Raw genomic sequence first — 17,319 nt, 5'->3', positions numbered from 1 at the left:
CGGCCATGCCGATTCGCTCGATTCGGTTAAGGAACTCCAGATCCGGTATCTCGGCCGCAAAGGCCCCCTGGTAGCACTGCTGCGACAACTGGGCAGCCTGCCCGAGGAGGAGCGGAGGCTGGTCGGCGCGCGCGCCAATCAGGCGCGAGCAGCACTTGAAGAAAAGATTGAATCGGCATTCCGGCGCTTCTCCGCCGGCGAAGCGAAGAGCGTCTTCGATCCTACCCTCCCCGGCACCTCGCCTTATATCGGCACGGTCCACGTCGTCAACCAGGTGATGAGCGAGATCTGCCGCACGTTCTACGGCATGGGCTTTCAGGTCGCGCTTGGGCCGCACGTTGAGACCGACTACTACAACTTCGAGGCGCTCAATTTCCCGCCCGACCACCCCGCCCGCGACATGCAGGACACTTTCTTTCTCGAGGGCGGCCGGCTGCTGCGCACGCACACCACGCCGGTGCAGGCGCGCGAACTGGCCAGGCGGCAACCGCCCATCAAGATGGTCACGCCGGGGCGGACATTTCGCAACGAGGCGATTTCCACCCGGGCGCATGTGTCGTTTCACCAGGTCGACGGGTTCCTGGTCGATCAAAACGTCAGCATGGCCGATCTCAAGGGCGTGTTGGTAGCGTTCTGCCATGCCTTCTTCGGGGAGGACCTCAAGCTCAAGTTTCGGCCGTCGTTCTTTCCCTTCACGGAACCGTCGGCGGAGGTCGACATATCCTGCATTCTCTGCAAGGGAAAGGGCTGCCAGCTCTGCAAGTACTCCGGGTGGCTGGAAATTCTCGGCTGCGGCATGATTCATCCGGCGGTGCTTGAACAGGCCGGTATCGACTCGGAGAAATACACCGGCTACGCTTTCGGTATCGGCGTGGAACGGGTGGCGATGCTCAAGTACAAAATAAACGACATCAGACTCTTTTTTAATAACAACGTTCGGTTTCTCAGGCAGTTCTTCTAAGCATGAAAGTCTCTTACCAGTGGCTCAAGGAACTGACCGGTGTAGACTGGCCGGTCGAAGAGGTCGCCCGTCGGCTGACCCTGTGCGGTATTGCCTGCGAATCGATCGAAGCCACCGACCGGTATTTCGAAAACGTCGTTGTCGGCGAAGTAACCGACCTGAAGACGATCAAGGGGGCCGACAAAATCAAGCTGGCCACGGTTCAAACCGGCCGCGAGAGCTATGATCTCGTGTGCGGCGCGCCGAACGTAGCGATCGGCCTGAGAGTGCCGGTAGCGCTTCTTGGCGCCAAACTGGCGGGCGATATTGAAATCAAACGCGTCAAAATCCGCGGCATGGAGTCTTGCGGCATGATCTGCTCCCAGCGCGAGCTTGGGCTCTCCGATGATCATTCCGGCATTATGGTGCTGGGTGAGGACGCCCCCCTGGGCACCCCGCTCGCTGAGTATCTCGATTACCACGACTACGTTCTCGATTTTGAGTTGACCCCCAATCGGTCTGACGCCATGTCGGCAATCGGAATCGCGCGAGATTTAGCTGCCCTGGCTAAAGTCAAACTGAAGTACCCCGTCTATCGATTGAAACCGAGCTCGACCAATGTAAACGATGTGTTTAAGGCGAGATCGGATGATGTCGAAGCCTGCCCGCGATTCACAGCCAGGATCATTCGCAATGTAAAGATCGGCCCGTCGCCCTGGTGGGTGCAAAAGCGCTTACTGGCGGCGGGGATGAGGCCGATTTCCAATGTTGTCGACGTTACCAACCTAATCATGCTCGAAACCGGCAATCCGATTCACGCGTTTGATCTTGATCGATTCGGTACCAGTGAGGTCGTGGTGCGCCGCGCTCGCGACGGCGAGAAACTGGTCACTCTGGACGGCAGGGAACACACGCTGACCCCGGACGTGCTGTTGATTACCAACGGCCGCGAGGCCAAAGCTGCCGCCGGTGTGATGGGTGGTTTCGACTCCGAGGTGAAAGACGACACGCGCAATCTGCTGCTGGAAGTAGCCTATTTCAATCCGCGAGTCATTCGCGCTAGTCGGCGACATCTCGGCATTGTGTCCGAAGCTTCCAGCCGGTTCGAGAAGGGTGTCGACCCGAACAACTTGCCGGTGGCCTCGGCCCGCGCCGCTTACCTGTTTCAGGAACTGTGTAGTGGCGAAGTGCTCGACGGCATGGTAGATTTCTACCCACGTCCGATGCATCCGTGCCGGGTCGAACTCCGACCGGACCGGTGTAACGCCGTGCTCGGTACCGGATTTCCTGCGGAGAGAATTATCGAAATCATGAAGCTCCTGGAATTCGACGTAAAGGGCAGCAAGCCCATTCAGGTGACCGTTCCGACCTTCCGTCCGGATATCACCCGCGAGATAGACCTGATCGAGGAGATCGCGCGCATCGAGGGATACGATGTCATCCCCGATGCTACAGAAAACATCGGGCCCCTCTATGCCCCCCTTAATCGGGAGGAAGAGTTTCAGCGCGAAATACGCACCGTGCTGACCGGTGCCGGGTTCGACGAGATACTCGGCCACGGTCTCGCCGACAGCACCCTCGCACGGTTTCTCAATCCCGATCAGCCGCAGCTTCGTATCGTCAATCCGGTCTCCGCCGATCTCGACATCATGCGTAACGATCTGGCGCTTACCGCTCTGGGCGTAGTAGCGCACAACATGTCGCACCGCAGCGTCGACCTTCGCCTGTTCGAGATCGGCAAGGCGTACTTCCCGCCGGACGCCAGTGGCAACTGGGACGAACAGGATCGCCTGCTGTTGGCGGCTACAGGCAATCGTCCCGGCAACTGGCGCGACAAGTCTCGCCCGACCGACTTCTACGATCTCGTCGGCGGCCTCGAACTTGTCATCAGACACTTTCACGGGCCAAAACTGCGGTTTGGTACGTGTGGGCTGTCGTATCTCGATCCCGCCGAATCCTTCGCGTTGATTCTTGGTGATACGGAGGTGGGATGGGCCGGCCTGGTGATGTCCGAAATCGCCCGTCGCTTCGAGATTAAGCAGCCCGTATATCTGCTGCAGATCAGGCTTCAGCCGTTGTTTGAGCTGGGCCACGAATTGACCGAGTTCACGCCGCTGCCGGTTTATCCGGCCGCGACCAGAGATCTGGCGATGATCGTCAAAGATACCGTGCGGGTCGACGAGCTTGTGTCCACCATAAGGGCCGAGGCCGGAGCGCTTGCTGAATCGGTTGAGGTTTTCGATCTTTACTCCGGCAAGCAGATCGGAGCGGGGCAAAAATCCGTGGCGATCGCGCTGGTTTTCAGGTCTGCTGAACGCAGCCTTTCCAATATCGAAGTGGACCAATTGCAGGGAAAAATCGTCTCGCGACTTAAGCGGAACTTTAAAGCCGAAATCAGGGACAGGTGACCTATGTCGGACCAAATCAAAGTTCTTGAGGGCAAGATCGCCCAGGTGTTGCAGAAGCTGGAGACCTTAAAGTCCGAAAATGCCAACCTGCTTTCAGAGAACAGCTCGCTTCGGGAGGAGGTAAGTCGGCTTCGTCAGGAGTTTGAGCGTTTTCGCGTCGAGCACAACGACCAGGTTGAGGCCGTTAAGACCAAGCTGGGCACGTTGTTGGGCCGGATCGAGGAACTGGAGCAAATCGGACTGTAGAAGTTTTGCTTGACACAATTCCGTTCGATTTGTATAAGATATTATGATATAGAGGGATAGGATATTCAGACCGGTTTGTTCGGATCGGAGTTGTGTCTAGTTTGTCGGCTGAGAACAAAGTTGTCGTTAGAATATTAGGAGAAGAATACCCCATAATCGGGGCGGACGATCCTGCTTATATCTCGCGCGTAGCGAGTCTGGTGGACTCGCGAATGCAGGAAGTGGCCCGTCAGTGTCGCTCCCAGGCGCGCGATAAAATCGCAATCTTGACTGCTTTGTCACTCGCATCGGAACTACTCGAGCGATCAGAAAAGCTCGAGCGGGCCACCAGTACTCAATCGGAGTCGCTGCACGGCCTTCTGGCTCAGATAGATAAAGCACTGGAAAAAAGTTGACACAGTTGAATCTCACTCTTGCTGTCTGCGAACCGGTCTGTCTTACATCCTTCCCGCGGTGACAACTGAATATAGATGACTTCACCCGGCCCTGAGGCTGGGTGGGAGGTGCTGATGGACCCCCTGGTCTTGACACTCGTAGCGGTACTGGCGCTCGGGGTCGGGTTCGCTCTGGCCTGGTTGATTGCCCGCCGGGTCGGCGCCCAGAGCCTGGCCAAAATCGAGTCCCAGGCGCGGCGAATGATCGGCGAGGCCGAAAAAGAAGCCGACATGCGCCGCAAAGAGGCCGCTCTTGAAATCCGTGAAAAAACTCTCAAGGAAAAAGCTGAACTTGATCGCGAAATGGGAGCGCGAAGACGCGAGCTGGATCTGGCCGAGAAACAACTGGACGAACAGAAAAGCGCGCTGGCGAAAAAGATCGACGTAATCGACGGCAAGGAGAGAGAACTGGAGAGCCGAGCCAAGTCTTTCCAAACCCGCGAAAAAGGAATTGAGTTGGCCGAGGAGGAGTTGCAGAAAGTCCTGAAAAAACAGAACGAGCAATTGCAGCGCATCGCCCAGATGACCCCGGAGGAAGCCAAGCAGCAACTGATCGATAATATGACTGCCGAGGCAAAGCGTGAGGCCGCGGCGCATATTAAAGAGATCAAGGAAAAGGCTGAGCAGGACGCCGACAAAGAGGCTAAAGAAATCATCCTTCAGTCGATCTATCGCTGCGCCGCCGATCACACTGTGGAGACCACGGTCTCTGTAGTTTCTCTCCCGAGTGACGAGATGAAAGGTCGTATTATCGGCCGCGAAGGGCGTAATATTCGCGCTTTTGAGACCGCCACCGGGGTCGATGTGATTGTCGACGACACTCCGGAGGCGGTTATTCTTTCCGGTTACGATCCGGTTCGCCGCGAGGTCGCTCGCATGGCGCTGGAGAAGCTGGTTACCGACGGTCGGATTCACCCTACACGAATCGAAGAAGTAGTGGAGAAGTCTCAGGCCGAAATGGATGTCATAGTTCGCGAGGCGGGCGAGCAAGCCTGTTTTGAGCTTGGCATCCACGGTGCCCACCCCGACCTGATCAAGATGCTGGGTAAGCTGAATTTCCGAACCTCGTACGGCCAGAACGTGCTGGCTCATTCCAAGGAAGTGGCCATGTTGTGTGGCATAATGGCTTCACAACTCGGGCTCGACGACGTCCTCGCCAAGCGGTGCGGGCTGATGCACGACATCGGTAAGGCGATCGACCGTGTCACCGAGGGTACCCACACCGAAATCGGCGCCGATTTCCTGGCCCGCTACAAAGAGCACGAGTACGTGGTGAACGCGGCGGCGGCGCATCATGGCGATGTTCCGATGACCAGCCCGTACCCGATTTTGGTGCAGACGGCCGACGCTATTTCCGGGTCGCGCCCCGGCGCCAGGCGCGAGCCGCTCGAGGCGTATATTAAACGGCTTACGCAACTGGAGGAACTGGCCGACAGCTTCAAGGGCGTTTCCAAGGCGTATGCCATTCAGGCCGGGCGGGAGATTCGCGTGATCGTCGAGCACGACAAGCTTGACGACCTCGCTTCGACCATCCTGGCCAGCGATATCGCACACAAAATTGAAAGCGAGATGCAGTATCCCGGTCAGATCAAGGTGACCGTGATCCGCGAAATGCGAACGACTGAATACGCCAAGTAGCTTTTCGGTTGATTATCTCCGGAGGGTATGTTACCCTGTCACCGGCGACGCCACCGGGCGTCGCCGGGAAGCAGGGCGGAAGCTTCCCCTGACCCTCACGTTCCGCCTTAGAAAGTAGCTGGATGTCGTCGTTCACCATACTGTTTGTCGCGGACATCTGTGGCCGTCCGGGACGACAGGCCGCCGCCCACCTGATCAAGCCACTCAAGGAGGAATTCGCCGCCGATTTTGTGGTGGCCAATATCGAGAACGCCGCCGGCGGTTTCGGTATTACTCCGGAAATGTCGCGCAAGATGTTTACATACGGCATCGACGTACAAACCTCGGGCAATCACATCTGGGACCGGGTGCAATTGCTGGAATATCTCGACGAAACCCCGCGGCTCCTTCGCCCCGCCAATTACCCGCCGCCCACCCAGGGGCATGGCTCCTACATTGCCTCGATCGGAGTCTACAAAGTCGGCGTGATCAATCTGATGGGGCGGGTGTTCATGGCGAATATCGACTGTCCGTTTCGCACCGCCGATCAGGAGATCGAGAAGATCAGAACTCAGACTCCATTCATACTCGTAGATTTTCATGCGGAAGCCACCTCGGAAAAGCAGGCGCTGTGGTATTATCTCGACGGCCGGGTATCAGCGATAATCGGCACTCACACTCACGTGCAGACCGCCGACGAAAAGATCAGCGCCAACGGCACGGCGTACATCACCGACGCCGGGATGACCGGCCCGCACGATTCGATAATCGGGATGGAGAAAGGGCCGTCGCTCGGTCGCTTCCTGACCGGCACCCCCAAGCGTTTCACAACCGCCACCGATGATGTTCGCCTGCAGGGGGTGGTAGTCAGTATCGACGCGACCGGCGGCCAGGCGCAGCATATAGAACGCTTCACCCGGGAGTTTGACCTGTCCAAGGCGCAGAGTCGAGGTAACGAATACAATGACACACAGGATGACGAGTGAGATGACCGCCACGCTTATAGACGGCAAGCTGGTCGCCGAGCAGGTGCATCAGGACTCGCTCCGGCGCGCCGAGGCGCTCAAAACCAGGGGCGTCGTGCCTGGACTGGCCGCGGTTTTGGTGGGGGACAACCCCGCTTCCAAAATCTACGTCACTACGAAAGCAAAAACCTGCCGGAAGATGGGGCTGCATTCCGAAGTCATCACCCGCCCCGACGATATCACACAGGATGAACTGATTGGTATCGTTCGCGGTTTGAACAACAACGACCGCATTCACGGGATACTGGTGCAGTCACCCCTGCCGAAACAGATCGATGAGCTTACGGTGACGCTTGAGATCCGACCGGACAAGGATGTCGATGGGTTTCATCCCCACAATGTCGGCCTGCTATTGATAAACCGCCCGCAGATGATCTCCTGTACGCCTTATGGGATCATTAAGCTCCTCGAGTTCTACGAATTGAGTCCGGCGGGCAAAGAAGTGGTGGTGGTGGGGAGGTCGAACATCGTTGGCAAGCCGCTCGCCGCCCTTCTCATGCAGAAGGCCAGGTGGGCTGACGCTACAGTTACGGTAGCTCATTCCCGCACAGCCGATCTCCGGGCCGTTACGCGTCGAGCTGACATTCTTATCGCGGCGATCGGCCAAGCCGAGCTCATTACCGGTGACATGGTAAAACCTGGGGCGGTGGTTATCGACGTCGGGATGAACCGGGTTGAAGACGCCACCGTTGAAAAGGGGTATCGCCTGGTCGGCGATGTCAAATTCGACGAGGTGGCCGCCAAAGCATCGCATATCACACCTGTCCCCGGTGGAGTCGGGCCTATGACTATTGCCATGCTGATCGCCAACACGGTCACGGCTGCGGAACGACAGACGCAGCCTACGAAGAGCGGTTAATCCTCATTACGGCAGGTTGCGCACTTTCTGCACAGTCTTGCATAAGGCGGAGCGTTGCAATAAGTTAGCACTGAGGATCTCTCGGAGTCAGCGAGCTCGTGGGTGATGTCGCGGTTTATGTCGACACCATTAAGCCTTTTCCGGTCGGACGGTTAGAGTCGTGCAGCCGACCCTTTGGCGCACGGGAACGGTTTTCCGTAGCGAATTGAGCGGCAATGAGTTGAAGGCATGATCTTTGCTCTCGACAGTGGTGGCTCAACCTAGTTTGTAAAAATCGTGTAGGCTCCGGTCAAACTCCGAGTGATGTTTCACCTCCGGTCCAAGCTCCTCCCGCTGATCCTGTCCTGTCTGCCTATATGCCTTGTCGTTGGCGCGGTTAATTCGCAGACCTCACGGGCGGCTTCCCCGAACGATTTGGCCGCGATAGTCATAAACCTGCCGCCGCATCAAATCGTCGGATACCCATTGGTTGGGCAGGCGAGCCTGCTTTTGCTCGACGAGAACGGCATGCTCCTCACCAGTTACGACCTGGCGGCCAGCCCGGTCACTCTGTCCTGTTCGGTCGGTGCCCTGGAGCCATCACTTATCAACGACCCATCGCTTTTTTCCGGCGGCATAATCAATCTGACGACACTTCAGATTCGATATCTCGGACCGTCAGGGCCCGTAGCGGTTACGGTTTCGACGGGCGGGGTGACATCCTCCGCCGTATTGGTGTCCTTCAGCGGATACGATATTGCCGGCGTGATCGGTTTGGATCCCGACTCGGTGTCAACCATCTACAGCAACACGGCGACCGCGGTGCAAGTCCGCGTTGCCAACGGTGGGGATCAACCGCCGGTCGATGACCCCGGCGTCAAGGCGTACTTTCGCTCCGGGGGCGGCTCGGTCAAGTTCTTTTTCGATCCGCGTACAGACGGCCGCGAGGATACGGTGCTGGTGGATCTCCCTACCGCCAACCTCCCCGCCGGCGCCGACACACTCATGCTTGTCCTCGAAAGCTACTATCGGCCAAACGGCGTGGTTACTCCGGTTAAGGATACCCTGCGGGTGCCTGTCCAGGTAATGCCGGGCCAGGGGCTGGATATTGTCCCGGCTACGTTCGCGCCGGATTCGGTCTACTCCGGGATCCCCTTCGATGTTTCTTTCAAGCTCAGCACCGGTGGTATGGCTCCGTCGTGGGACAGCGCTCACCTCGTAGTGGAGCTTCTTTCCGATGGTGACTCCGTTCTGGCTGTCATCCATTCCGGCCTGATTTCACACAGTATGCTGCAGACCGACACGATCACTTATTCGGACATCTCCGTACAAGTGCCGCCGGGGTTTCCGTCGGGAGTTTTCAAAACGCGTGTCGATCTAAACGTGCTTGACGGCGGCCTGCGGCAAGGGCTCTCCGCTCCTTATGTGGACAGCATGTTAATTCTCACGGCGCCTTCGCTCGAGTACCTAACGGCCACTCTGTCGCCGATTTCAGTGGTCGCCGGGCATGAGTGGTCATTTGATTTCGATCTCTATCTTGACGGCAGCGAAGTTATGGTGGTTTCGCCCACGGAGTCGTTCTTCAACATCGAATTCGGCGAATTCTCGCCGACCGTGGCCCTCCAAATACCGTCGAATTCTCTGAATCCGGGGGCCAATCACATCAGTACGAGGCGCGTGTTCATTCCGGTGGATCTGGTGGATCGGTCGATGGAGGCTACCGCCCGCCTGGTATTCCGGCACTCGGGTGCCGCCAATTCGCTTGAATACTCGACCGATTTTAACGGTCGCACCGTTAATGTAGAGGCCACGCCGCTCCTGCAGTTGGTCGAAGCGATTTTGATTGCGCCAAATGCGCCGCTGGTCAACACCGGTCAGTCCTTCCAGGTGAAGGGCCGGGTAGCCAACCTTTCGCCGACACCCATGACCCCGTTTGATCTGCGGTTGGTCTCCGACGGCGGCTCGCGGTTTGATTCGGTGCTGACGATTCCAAACATACCGGCCTGGGATACGGTGGATGTCTTCTTCGACGTGCGGGCTGCTCCGGTGGCGACCCAGGCTGAAATCTTCCGGATAGACATCGCCACCGTTGGTGTCAACCGCCTGCCGCCGGTCGACAACATCGCCCTCGTGACAATACAGCGCCCGGCGGAATTGTCGGCGACCGCGATATTGCGCGGCGCCGATCAGGGTTTTGTGGAAGTGGGCCAGAGCTTCGACCTGCTCCTCGGCATACTCAACACTGGTGAGGCTCAAGCGACGGCGGGAATTTTCCGCATCAATACTAACGGCATAGACCTCGGTCTGCCGGGCGGAGCGACCGAGATCGAGGAAACCGTGCCGGTCGGAACAGTTAGGGGGGTGTCGTTCATAGCGCCTCAGTTTGATACGGTGGTTGTGCTCGACGTGGTCATGATCGGGCGGCCGTTCGACGTCAATACCGCGCAGCCCGCCCTCATCGGCGATACTGTTTTCCGGTTGGAACTGGCTGTAACGCTTGAAGACATCGAGGTGACGGTGTCAGTAACAAGCATCCCGTCGAATGTCGTCCTCCCTGGCGCCGATCAGCAACTGGCTGAGTTTCGCCTGTCCAATCCCGGGACATCCTCAGTATCTGATATCCGTTTGGTATCGCTGGCGCTGGAGTTTTACGATCGGGGCGGCAGGCCGCTTCAAGCCCGATCCGTTGTTGAAGTCGGCTCTACAATGGTGCTGTTCGAGGGGCGGAGGGTCACTCGCGCCTCGGCCGGGGGAAACCGGCTCAGCCTGCTTTTCGACGATTTGGTGGTGCCGGCGGGCGATGCTGTCGACCTTGTCCTGCGCACGAAAATACTCAGGACCAATCAGGCAGAATTCTCTCTCCGGCTCGATACGTCAAACATCAAAGCTTGTTTCGCGACGCCCCCGCTCGACGGAGTGCCGGTGCCGGTAGCAACCGCTACCGGGGCTGGGCTGGTACTTGAGGAGGTCTATACTCTCGTTGAGCAGACCCTGGCCGGATCGTTCTCAGTACGTACCAATCCTTTCGACCCGTATATCGAACCGGCCGAGTTCCGATACTTCCTGCCGCAGGCGCAAGAAATCGATCTCGCCATTCTGACACTGACCGGAGAGCTGGTATACCATCGACAAATGCCGGCAGGGCAGCCGGGCGGCGCGATCGGCGAGAACGTAGTGTACTGGGACGGCCGCAACAATGAGGGGCGAGAGGTTGTCAATGGTGTGTACATAGTGATCGTCGAAGGCGGCGACGGCCGCGATCGGGCAACGCTTAAGCTGGCGGTGATGAAGTGAAATTCATTGTCGCCATCATCTGTCTTGCGCTGTCGCTGCTGGCAGGGTCGCCGACGCTGGCCACGGGCGATGCCGGCCAGGAGACGCCGTTTCTGTCGCTCGGAGTGGGGGCACGGTCGCTTGGACTTGGCGGCGCGTATGCGGCGTTGTCAAACGATGCCACCGCCATTCACTATAACCCGGCCGGCCTGGCCGACATGGATTACCAGGAAGTGGCTCTTATGCACTCAATCCTCATTGAGGGCACCATTTACGACTTTGTCTCCTGGGCTTATCCGATCACCGAGAACCATGGGGTCGGCGCAGGCGTGATGCGAATAGGAACCGACGACATCATACGCCGCGAGGATTTCGCCGATCGAGGGCGGTTCGATTTTGCTTACACGCAGATCGTGCTCGGCTACGGCCGCAATCTGGGTGAGCGCCTGGCGGCGGGCCTGTCACTGGAGATTTTCCAGCAGTCGCTGGACAACAACTCGGACTTCGGCACCGGTCTGGACGCTGGAATAAACGTCAGGCTGTGGCGCAACCTGCGGCTGAGTGCGGTAGCTCACGAAATCCTGCGCCACGAACTCATCCTTGTCGAGCGGGCCGAGAAGTCTCCGCTTGTCATTCAGACCGGCCTCTCCTGGGCAGCCTTTGAACTGTCGGATCATGCCAGCGTGACAGCCGCCGTCGATCTCGAGAAGCAGGAAGAGCGCAACCTGAAGACCCGTTCGGGAGTGGAGGTAACGCTTCACGATGCGCTGGCCTTACGAGCCGGGTACGACAGGGATAATTTCGCGGGCGGAGTGGGTCTGAAAGCCGGCCGCATCAAAGTCGATTATGCCTACAAGATGGTGGACTATACCGATGGCATCCACCACATCTCTTTGTCCTTCCTGCTGGGCAAACCTACTGACGAGAGAATCCGTCTTAGAGAACTGGCCAAGCTGCCGCCGGAACCGACCGAAGAAGAGAAACGGTTTGCCGGCCTGATGGATACGGCCAATCGATACTTCCGTCGCTTCCAGCTTGATTCCGCTGCTGCCTATTTCCAGATGGCGCTGGAGATGCAACCGGATAACGGGGAGATCATCGGTACGCTCGCCGCTATCGAAGAATCCCGCCGGGTGCAGCAGGCGCAGGAGGAAGCGCTGCGAGCCGCGCGCGAGGATGTCCTCATGACGCTTAAGACTTTTGTCGCCCAGGCCGAGCAGATGCTCTCCCATAGAATGTACCGAGCGGCGCTCGACCTGCTTGATCTGATATTCGATATTGATCCGGCCAACACCGAGGCGAACCAGTTGCGCGATCGTATTGTCCTGGCGCGGGATGCCGAAGTGACCCTGCAACTGGAGAGTGCAAGTCGGGCCGCAAGAAGCGGTAAGTGGTTCGAGGCTATGGAGGCCTACAACCGTGTTCTTGAACTCGATTCGGCGAGTGTCGCGGCTCAGCAGGGTAAGCTGAGGGCGATGGCTGAGATGGATCTGCCGGAGCGAGTACGGCAGGGAATGGAGCTATTCGAGAAGGGTGATCTGGCCGGGGCGCGAGCCAGGTTCCAGGCGGTGCTCGAAGTCAATCCTAACGAACCCACCGCGCAGGAATACTTGCGACGGATCAGCAGTCGCCTCCCGGCCCGTCCGGCTGCCACGCTGGAGGACCTGCAGAAGGACCGTGTCTATTGGGAGCTTTATCTCGAGGGGATGCGCCACATGAGGAACAAGGACTACCAACGGGCGATAGAAGTGTGGGAGAAAGTGCTGGAGGCATATCCCAACAACGCCAACACGATTGATAACATCGAGCAGGCCCGCTTGCGTCTGGGAACCCAGAGTCCGACCGACTGAGCACGCTTTTTTACTGGCTTTTGCGCCCCGTGTCGGGGATTATAACCTGTTATGTTTCGTCGACCGATTAAGGAAATCGACGCCGAATTCCCGGCTGAGGAGAAGTACCTTGACTCCATACAACGGTTGATCCGGGAGTCGTGCGCCGCGGCCGGTATGCAGCGCAAGGATACCTCGGCGGTGCTCCTGGCGATCGAGGAGGGGGCGACCAACATCATCCGCCACGCCTACCTTTACGAGAAAGGTACCTTGCGTCTGCGCATAACGATCTTCAGCCGCCGGGTCACCTTTTCACTTATTGACTATGGGCGCTCGTTCCGCCCGGAGGGCCAGGGGAAACTCGATTTGGAGCGGCTGATCGAGTCCGGCCGCCGCGGCGGGCTGGGCTTCTATATGATTCAGAAGATCATGGACTCGGTCGAGTACGTCTCCTGGGCCGGCCAAAACGAGCTGCGTATGACCCGGCGGCTAAGACGTGACGACACGGAGACGATGCCCCCGATGTTTCGGCGCATGTCCACGCTGCGCATGAAATTCTCGCTCTGGACCTTCTTCATCGTCAGCCTGATCATTGGCGGGGCTTTTTACTTCGTCCACACCCGCACCTCGGCCGAGATTTACCGGCACCTCGACGGCATTGCTTCCGCTCTGGGCCAAACCGTGGCCGAGCAGTCGACCTTGTATATCATCAATCGCCGGAGCGACGTGGAGTTCGACGAACTGGTGGTCAGCTATGTCCGCTCCAATGACTTCGTTCAGAGGATCATCTTGACCGACACCAACGGGATCATCCTGGCGCACTCTGACGATATTCATAACATCCGTAAGCGGTATATTCCTCCGGTTCAATCCTCCTCGCAGAATTACGGACTGCCCTGGCGGACGAAGAGCGGTGAGCAGGAAATCAACTTCCTGGCGCTTCCCCTTCTGTCGGGATCCCAGCCTCTGGGAGCGGTCTACGTAACCTACTCGTCGGAGCCGATCGACGCCCGCCTGGCTGAACTGCGCCGGACCATACTCATAGTTACGGTCGCGCTCATGCTCTTCGGCGTGATAGGCATCTATCTGCTTTCGAACTACTTCGTGCAGCCGATTGTCAACATTACACGCCGAATCAGGAGGTTCACCCGCGGCGATCTGGAGAGCGAACTCCCCCTGGAAGGAGCCGCCGAGTTCTTCGAGATTTCCAGCGCCCTGAACGATATGATGACCCGCCTGAAGCATGACCGCGAAAGCGTAGTCGAGCGCGAGCGCATGGCCAAGGAGATCGAAGTAGCGTCGCAAATCCAGAAGACCCTTCTGCCGCGCCGGCTCCCCGAGTTCACGGACCTCGAAATCGACGCCTTTTACCGAGCGGCGTCAGTGATCGGCGGTGACCTCTACGATGTCTTCCAAGTCGCTCCGCAGCGCTACTGCTTCATAGTCGCCGATGTGTCCGGCAAGGGCGTGCCGGCATCGCTGGTGATGTCCATGCTTCGTACCGTCATCAAAGTTCACGCCTCGGAATCGCGGTCAGCACGCGAAATCCTGATTCTCGTGAACAACTACCTTTCCGACAACATCCCCAAGGGAATGTTTATCACCGTGCTGATGGCCATTTACAGTGCCTCAGATCACCGTCTGGAGTTGGTCTCGGCCGGACATAACCCGCTGCTTCTATACCGGGCGTCGTCGCGCCGTACATCGCGCTTGAATCCATCGGGGATGCCGCTCGGAGTGCCCGACACACAGGGCACCGGCTTCGACAATGCCGTGGAGGAGCTGCGGGTACAGCTCGAGGACGGCGATGCATTCATCCTATACACCGACGGAATAACCGAGGCGGTCAACCGCGACGGCGAACAGTACGGTCTCGATCGACTCGAAGCGTTCATGCATCAGCGCTGGAGCAACGGCAGTGCGCCGGATGTCGGCGTCCTGGCCGGGGAGCTGGTGGCCGAATTGGACGCTTTCTCCGGCTATACCCAGCAGCGGGACGATATCACTTTTATCCTGGGCACAACCAGGTTCTCCGGAGCTGTGCGCGCAGATGCCTCCCATAGTCAGCCGCAAGAGATCGAACGCCAGTCGCTCGGGGATGGCGAGACCGGGCGACCCTGAACCCCACAAGTTTTTAGTTGCCACCACGGGAGTCGCTCTTCAACTTGGCACCCGTATTGTGTTGACGAGCCTCGCTTATGGAGAACATCAGGATATCGCTGTCCGAAGGCGGCCACAACCGTGAAGTATCGGAGATCCGCGTTGACGGTGTGATCGACACGCTGACCGCTTCCGAGTTGGAACAAGTCTTCGATTCCCTGCTTCGCCGCGGTCGGTATCGAATCGTCGTTGATTTGGCCGGGGTGGATTATATCTCGTCAGCGGGCTGGGGCATCTTTATCTCCCATATCAAGGACGTGCGCGATAATGCGGGCGACGTGAAGCTCGCCAACATGGTGCCTGACGTTCGCGAGATTTTCGAGCTCCTCGAGTTCGATAAAATACTCCAGGCGCACAACTCGGTGGAAGAGGCGGTCGCCAAGTTTGTTTCTCCCGCCGGGACTCAGCCAAAAAAAAAAGAGTCCGGGACAAAAATTGAAATAGTCGATCAGATTTCCGACTCTGCCCGGTCCTTGAATCCGCTCGAAACGACACCTACCCCGCCCGCTGCCGAATCCGATCTGGAGCTGTTTGCTCTGCGAATGCTGAAGAGTGATCCCTTTATTACGATAGCCGAAATCCGCCGGGAATTCTCACAACAAGGGGGCGGACTGAATGCCGGCTGGTGGCGAGTCTTCTTGATTCTCCGGCGACACCGGCTGTTGATGCGGCGATCCCGGTTCCGCTACGCCTGGGGGCGGACCTGAGCGAGTTTCCGTTGACACCAGCCACTAATCTGTTATAATACAATAGCATACGGTGTCGATAGCCAGGTCGGTCGAAATGCAGACCGCGCTACTGATCATACTCGCAGGACTTGTTGTCCTCCTAACCCTGTTGCTAACCGTACGCCTTCGCCGGGAGCATAAGCAATCCTCGCCGTACGATCCCGCCAGCCTGGAACGTTTCGCCGAACTGATTCGAACATCGATTCTCGAGGGCGACATCCAGAACGTGGCCAATCGTGTTTCGCAACTCCTTCGCGAGCCGTGCGGCTGCGCCCGAATCATGTTTCTGCGGAGGCGTGGTCGCTGGCTCGAGCTGAGCTATCACTACGGGTTGGAGAATGTTGGTCGCCGCGCCGTACAGGTGCGTAATACTCTTGGACTTATCGACGCTCTTCGCGCCTCGCCTCTGCCGGACTCAATCGGAAATCTTCGGCTGCATTTGCCGAAAAAGCTGATGGACTCGCTCTCTGCCTGGGGCTGCAACCTCTACTTCCCCGTATTCTGGCGCGACCATCTATACGGAATCTACTTTGTCGCCGGCAACGCCGAGGTCATGTCGCCCGCTTTTCGGGTCATTGTTGCATCGGTGGCCCAAAGCCTCTCGGCTGCTTACCATGTCAAATGGCACGAGCACAAGTATGAGCGCCTTCAGGAGGAACTCAACACCCTCAGGACGGTAAACGGAAAGACCGCTCGCGAGTCACCACCCCCGCAGCTTCCCGGCATCCTCAAGCTGGTGAGACACCGCGACTCTGAAACTCTGGTGGGCCGTATATTCGACGAGGTGCGACGGGATGTGGGTCTCCATCGCTGTACCTTCTTTTATCAGGCGAAGCACTCGGGTGAGCCGGTTCGTCTCGACGGTGACAACGGACCGATGAATATCGTCGCGCCTGATCGTGAGTCTTTCGCTCGTTTGGTAACCGGGCTCGAAGGTGATATCCCACACGACTTGAGCATGTTCAGCCGCATCGATGCCGGCCTGGCCCCGCTGGAGGAGAACCTTCGCGCCGCCGGCCTGCAGCATGTCGCGTCGTTCCAGTTGACTGAGCAGCGCAAGGGGGTGATGGTTTGGGCCGATGAACGGCCGCCGCAGGAGGTTTTAAACCGCATCAATCAGCACCGCCTGACTGCGGCCGAGCTGATGGCAAACGCCGAGTCGTTCGAAGAAGTCGAGAGCCTCTCCTACACCGACAGTCTGACCGGTCTGGCCAATCAACGGTACTTCATGCGCCGATTGGATGAGGAGATAGATCGCGCCAAACGATACGGCCGATCCGTGGCGCTGATCATTTTCGATCTGGACGATCTCAAGGGGGTGAACGACCGATACGGACATCAGGCGGGAGACCAGGTGCTCACGCAGATGGGGGATTTGCTACGCAAATCGATACGGTCGATTGACGTGGTCGCCCGGTACGGCGGCGACGAATTCTGTATTATCATGCCCGAATCCGACAAGGCCACATGCTCACAGTTCATGCACAGGCTACAGCAAAAGATCGCGGGGTGGCAATTCAAGCTGAGCCAGATGGACAGGGAGGTCACTTGCACGGTTTCCCTCGGGGGTGCCATATATCCCCAGCATGGTGAAACCCCGGAACAGCTTATCTACGCGGCCGACATGGCCCTGCTCAAAGCCAAGGAATCGGGGCGAAACCGGGCCCAGGTTTGCTAGTCCTCATCCTCGTCTGGCCGCGCAAGCTTATGTCTTTTTTTGCTTTACACGGGTTGAACAGAGCCGTATACTATTTTGTTATGTGAGATCGAAAGGCTGCCGATTTCTGTATAATAGCGTGTTTTGGAGGCCTGCAAGGATGG

Annotated in this window: 12 protein-coding genes; all 12 read left to right on the top strand. The window is 58.0% G+C overall.

Translation table 11 applies throughout. The features are described 5' to 3' along the window. Positions 1-961: phenylalanine--tRNA ligase subunit alpha (gene pheS, locus AB1772_08630; protein MEW5796416.1), on the top strand; the 961-nt coding region annotated here is incomplete at its 5' end. A gap of 2 nt (positions 962-963) precedes the next feature. After that, a complete protein-coding gene (pheT, locus tag AB1772_08625) occupies positions 964-3,348 on the top strand; it encodes a phenylalanine--tRNA ligase subunit beta (protein MEW5796415.1) in 2,385 nt (794 codons plus the stop codon). Positions 3,349-3,351: 3 nt separating this feature from the next. After that, complete coding sequence (gene zapB / locus AB1772_08620; GenBank protein ID MEW5796414.1) at positions 3,352-3,594, top strand: cell division protein ZapB; 243 nt, start codon at positions 3,352-3,354, stop codon at positions 3,592-3,594. A gap of 92 nt (positions 3,595-3,686) precedes the next feature. Continuing rightward, on the top strand, positions 3,687-3,989 hold the full coding sequence (zapA, locus tag AB1772_08615; GenBank protein ID MEW5796413.1) for a cell division protein ZapA: 303 nt from the start codon (positions 3,687-3,689) through the stop codon (positions 3,987-3,989). A gap of 114 nt (positions 3,990-4,103) precedes the next feature. After that, entirely contained in the window at positions 4,104-5,666 is a 1,563-nt protein-coding gene (gene rny, locus AB1772_08610; protein MEW5796412.1) for a ribonuclease Y, read from the top strand. Between the two features lie 122 nt (positions 5,667-5,788). Continuing rightward, positions 5,789-6,631 (top strand): TIGR00282 family metallophosphoesterase, encoded by an 843-nt coding sequence (locus AB1772_08605; protein MEW5796411.1) that lies wholly within the window; start codon positions 5,789-5,791, stop codon positions 6,629-6,631. Beyond that, entirely contained in the window at positions 6,609-7,529 is a 921-nt protein-coding gene (folD, locus tag AB1772_08600) for a bifunctional methylenetetrahydrofolate dehydrogenase/methenyltetrahydrofolate cyclohydrolase FolD (GenBank protein MEW5796410.1), read from the top strand. The genes AB1772_08605 and folD overlap by 23 nt, the downstream gene beginning before the upstream one ends. A gap of 414 nt (positions 7,530-7,943) precedes the next feature. Next, a complete protein-coding gene (locus AB1772_08595; protein ID MEW5796409.1) occupies positions 7,944-10,802 on the top strand; it encodes a hypothetical protein in 2,859 nt (952 codons plus the stop codon). Then, positions 10,799-12,631 (top strand): PorV/PorQ family protein, encoded by a 1,833-nt coding sequence (locus AB1772_08590; GenBank protein ID MEW5796408.1) that lies wholly within the window; start codon positions 10,799-10,801, stop codon positions 12,629-12,631. Before AB1772_08595 ends, AB1772_08590 begins: the two co-directional genes overlap by 4 nt. 51 nt (positions 12,632-12,682) lie before the next feature. Next, positions 12,683-14,731 (top strand): SpoIIE family protein phosphatase, encoded by a 2,049-nt coding sequence (locus AB1772_08585; protein ID MEW5796407.1) that lies wholly within the window; start codon positions 12,683-12,685, stop codon positions 14,729-14,731. A gap of 77 nt (positions 14,732-14,808) precedes the next feature. Then, a complete protein-coding gene (locus AB1772_08580; GenBank protein ID MEW5796406.1) occupies positions 14,809-15,477 on the top strand; it encodes an STAS domain-containing protein in 669 nt (222 codons plus the stop codon). A 76-nt stretch (positions 15,478-15,553) separates the two neighbouring features. Further along, positions 15,554-17,176: a GGDEF domain-containing protein gene (locus AB1772_08575; protein ID MEW5796405.1), complete on the top strand. Its 1,623-nt coding sequence runs from the start codon at positions 15,554-15,556 to the stop codon at positions 17,174-17,176. Positions 17,177-17,319: the final 143 nt, after the last annotated feature.

Source organism: Candidatus Zixiibacteriota bacterium (assembly GCA_040752815.1).
Taxonomy (GTDB): Bacteria; Zixibacteria; MSB-5A5; order GN15; family FEB-12; genus JAGGTI01.
This window is presented reverse-complemented; position numbering and strand designations above follow the sequence as displayed.

Bases quoted from the DNA above. Each gene is read 5' to 3' on its own strand.
- AB1772_08575 (MEW5796405.1), top strand. From the start codon at position 15,554: ATGCAGACCGCGCTACTGATCATACTCGCAGGACTTGTTGTCCTCCTA.
- rny (MEW5796412.1), top strand. From the start codon at position 4,104: ATGGACCCCCTGGTCTTGACACTCGTAGCGGTACTGGCGCTCGGGGTC.
- pheT (MEW5796415.1), top strand. From the start codon at position 964: ATGAAAGTCTCTTACCAGTGGCTCAAGGAACTGACCGGTGTAGACTGG.
- folD (MEW5796410.1), top strand. From the start codon at position 6,609: ATGACACACAGGATGACGAGTGAGATGACCGCCACGCTTATAGACGGC.
- zapB (MEW5796414.1), top strand. From the start codon at position 3,352: ATGTCGGACCAAATCAAAGTTCTTGAGGGCAAGATCGCCCAGGTGTTG.
- AB1772_08605 (MEW5796411.1), top strand. From the start codon at position 5,789: ATGTCGTCGTTCACCATACTGTTTGTCGCGGACATCTGTGGCCGTCCG.
- AB1772_08580 (MEW5796406.1), top strand. From the start codon at position 14,809: ATGGAGAACATCAGGATATCGCTGTCCGAAGGCGGCCACAACCGTGAA.
- AB1772_08585 (MEW5796407.1), top strand. From the start codon at position 12,683: ATGTTTCGTCGACCGATTAAGGAAATCGACGCCGAATTCCCGGCTGAG.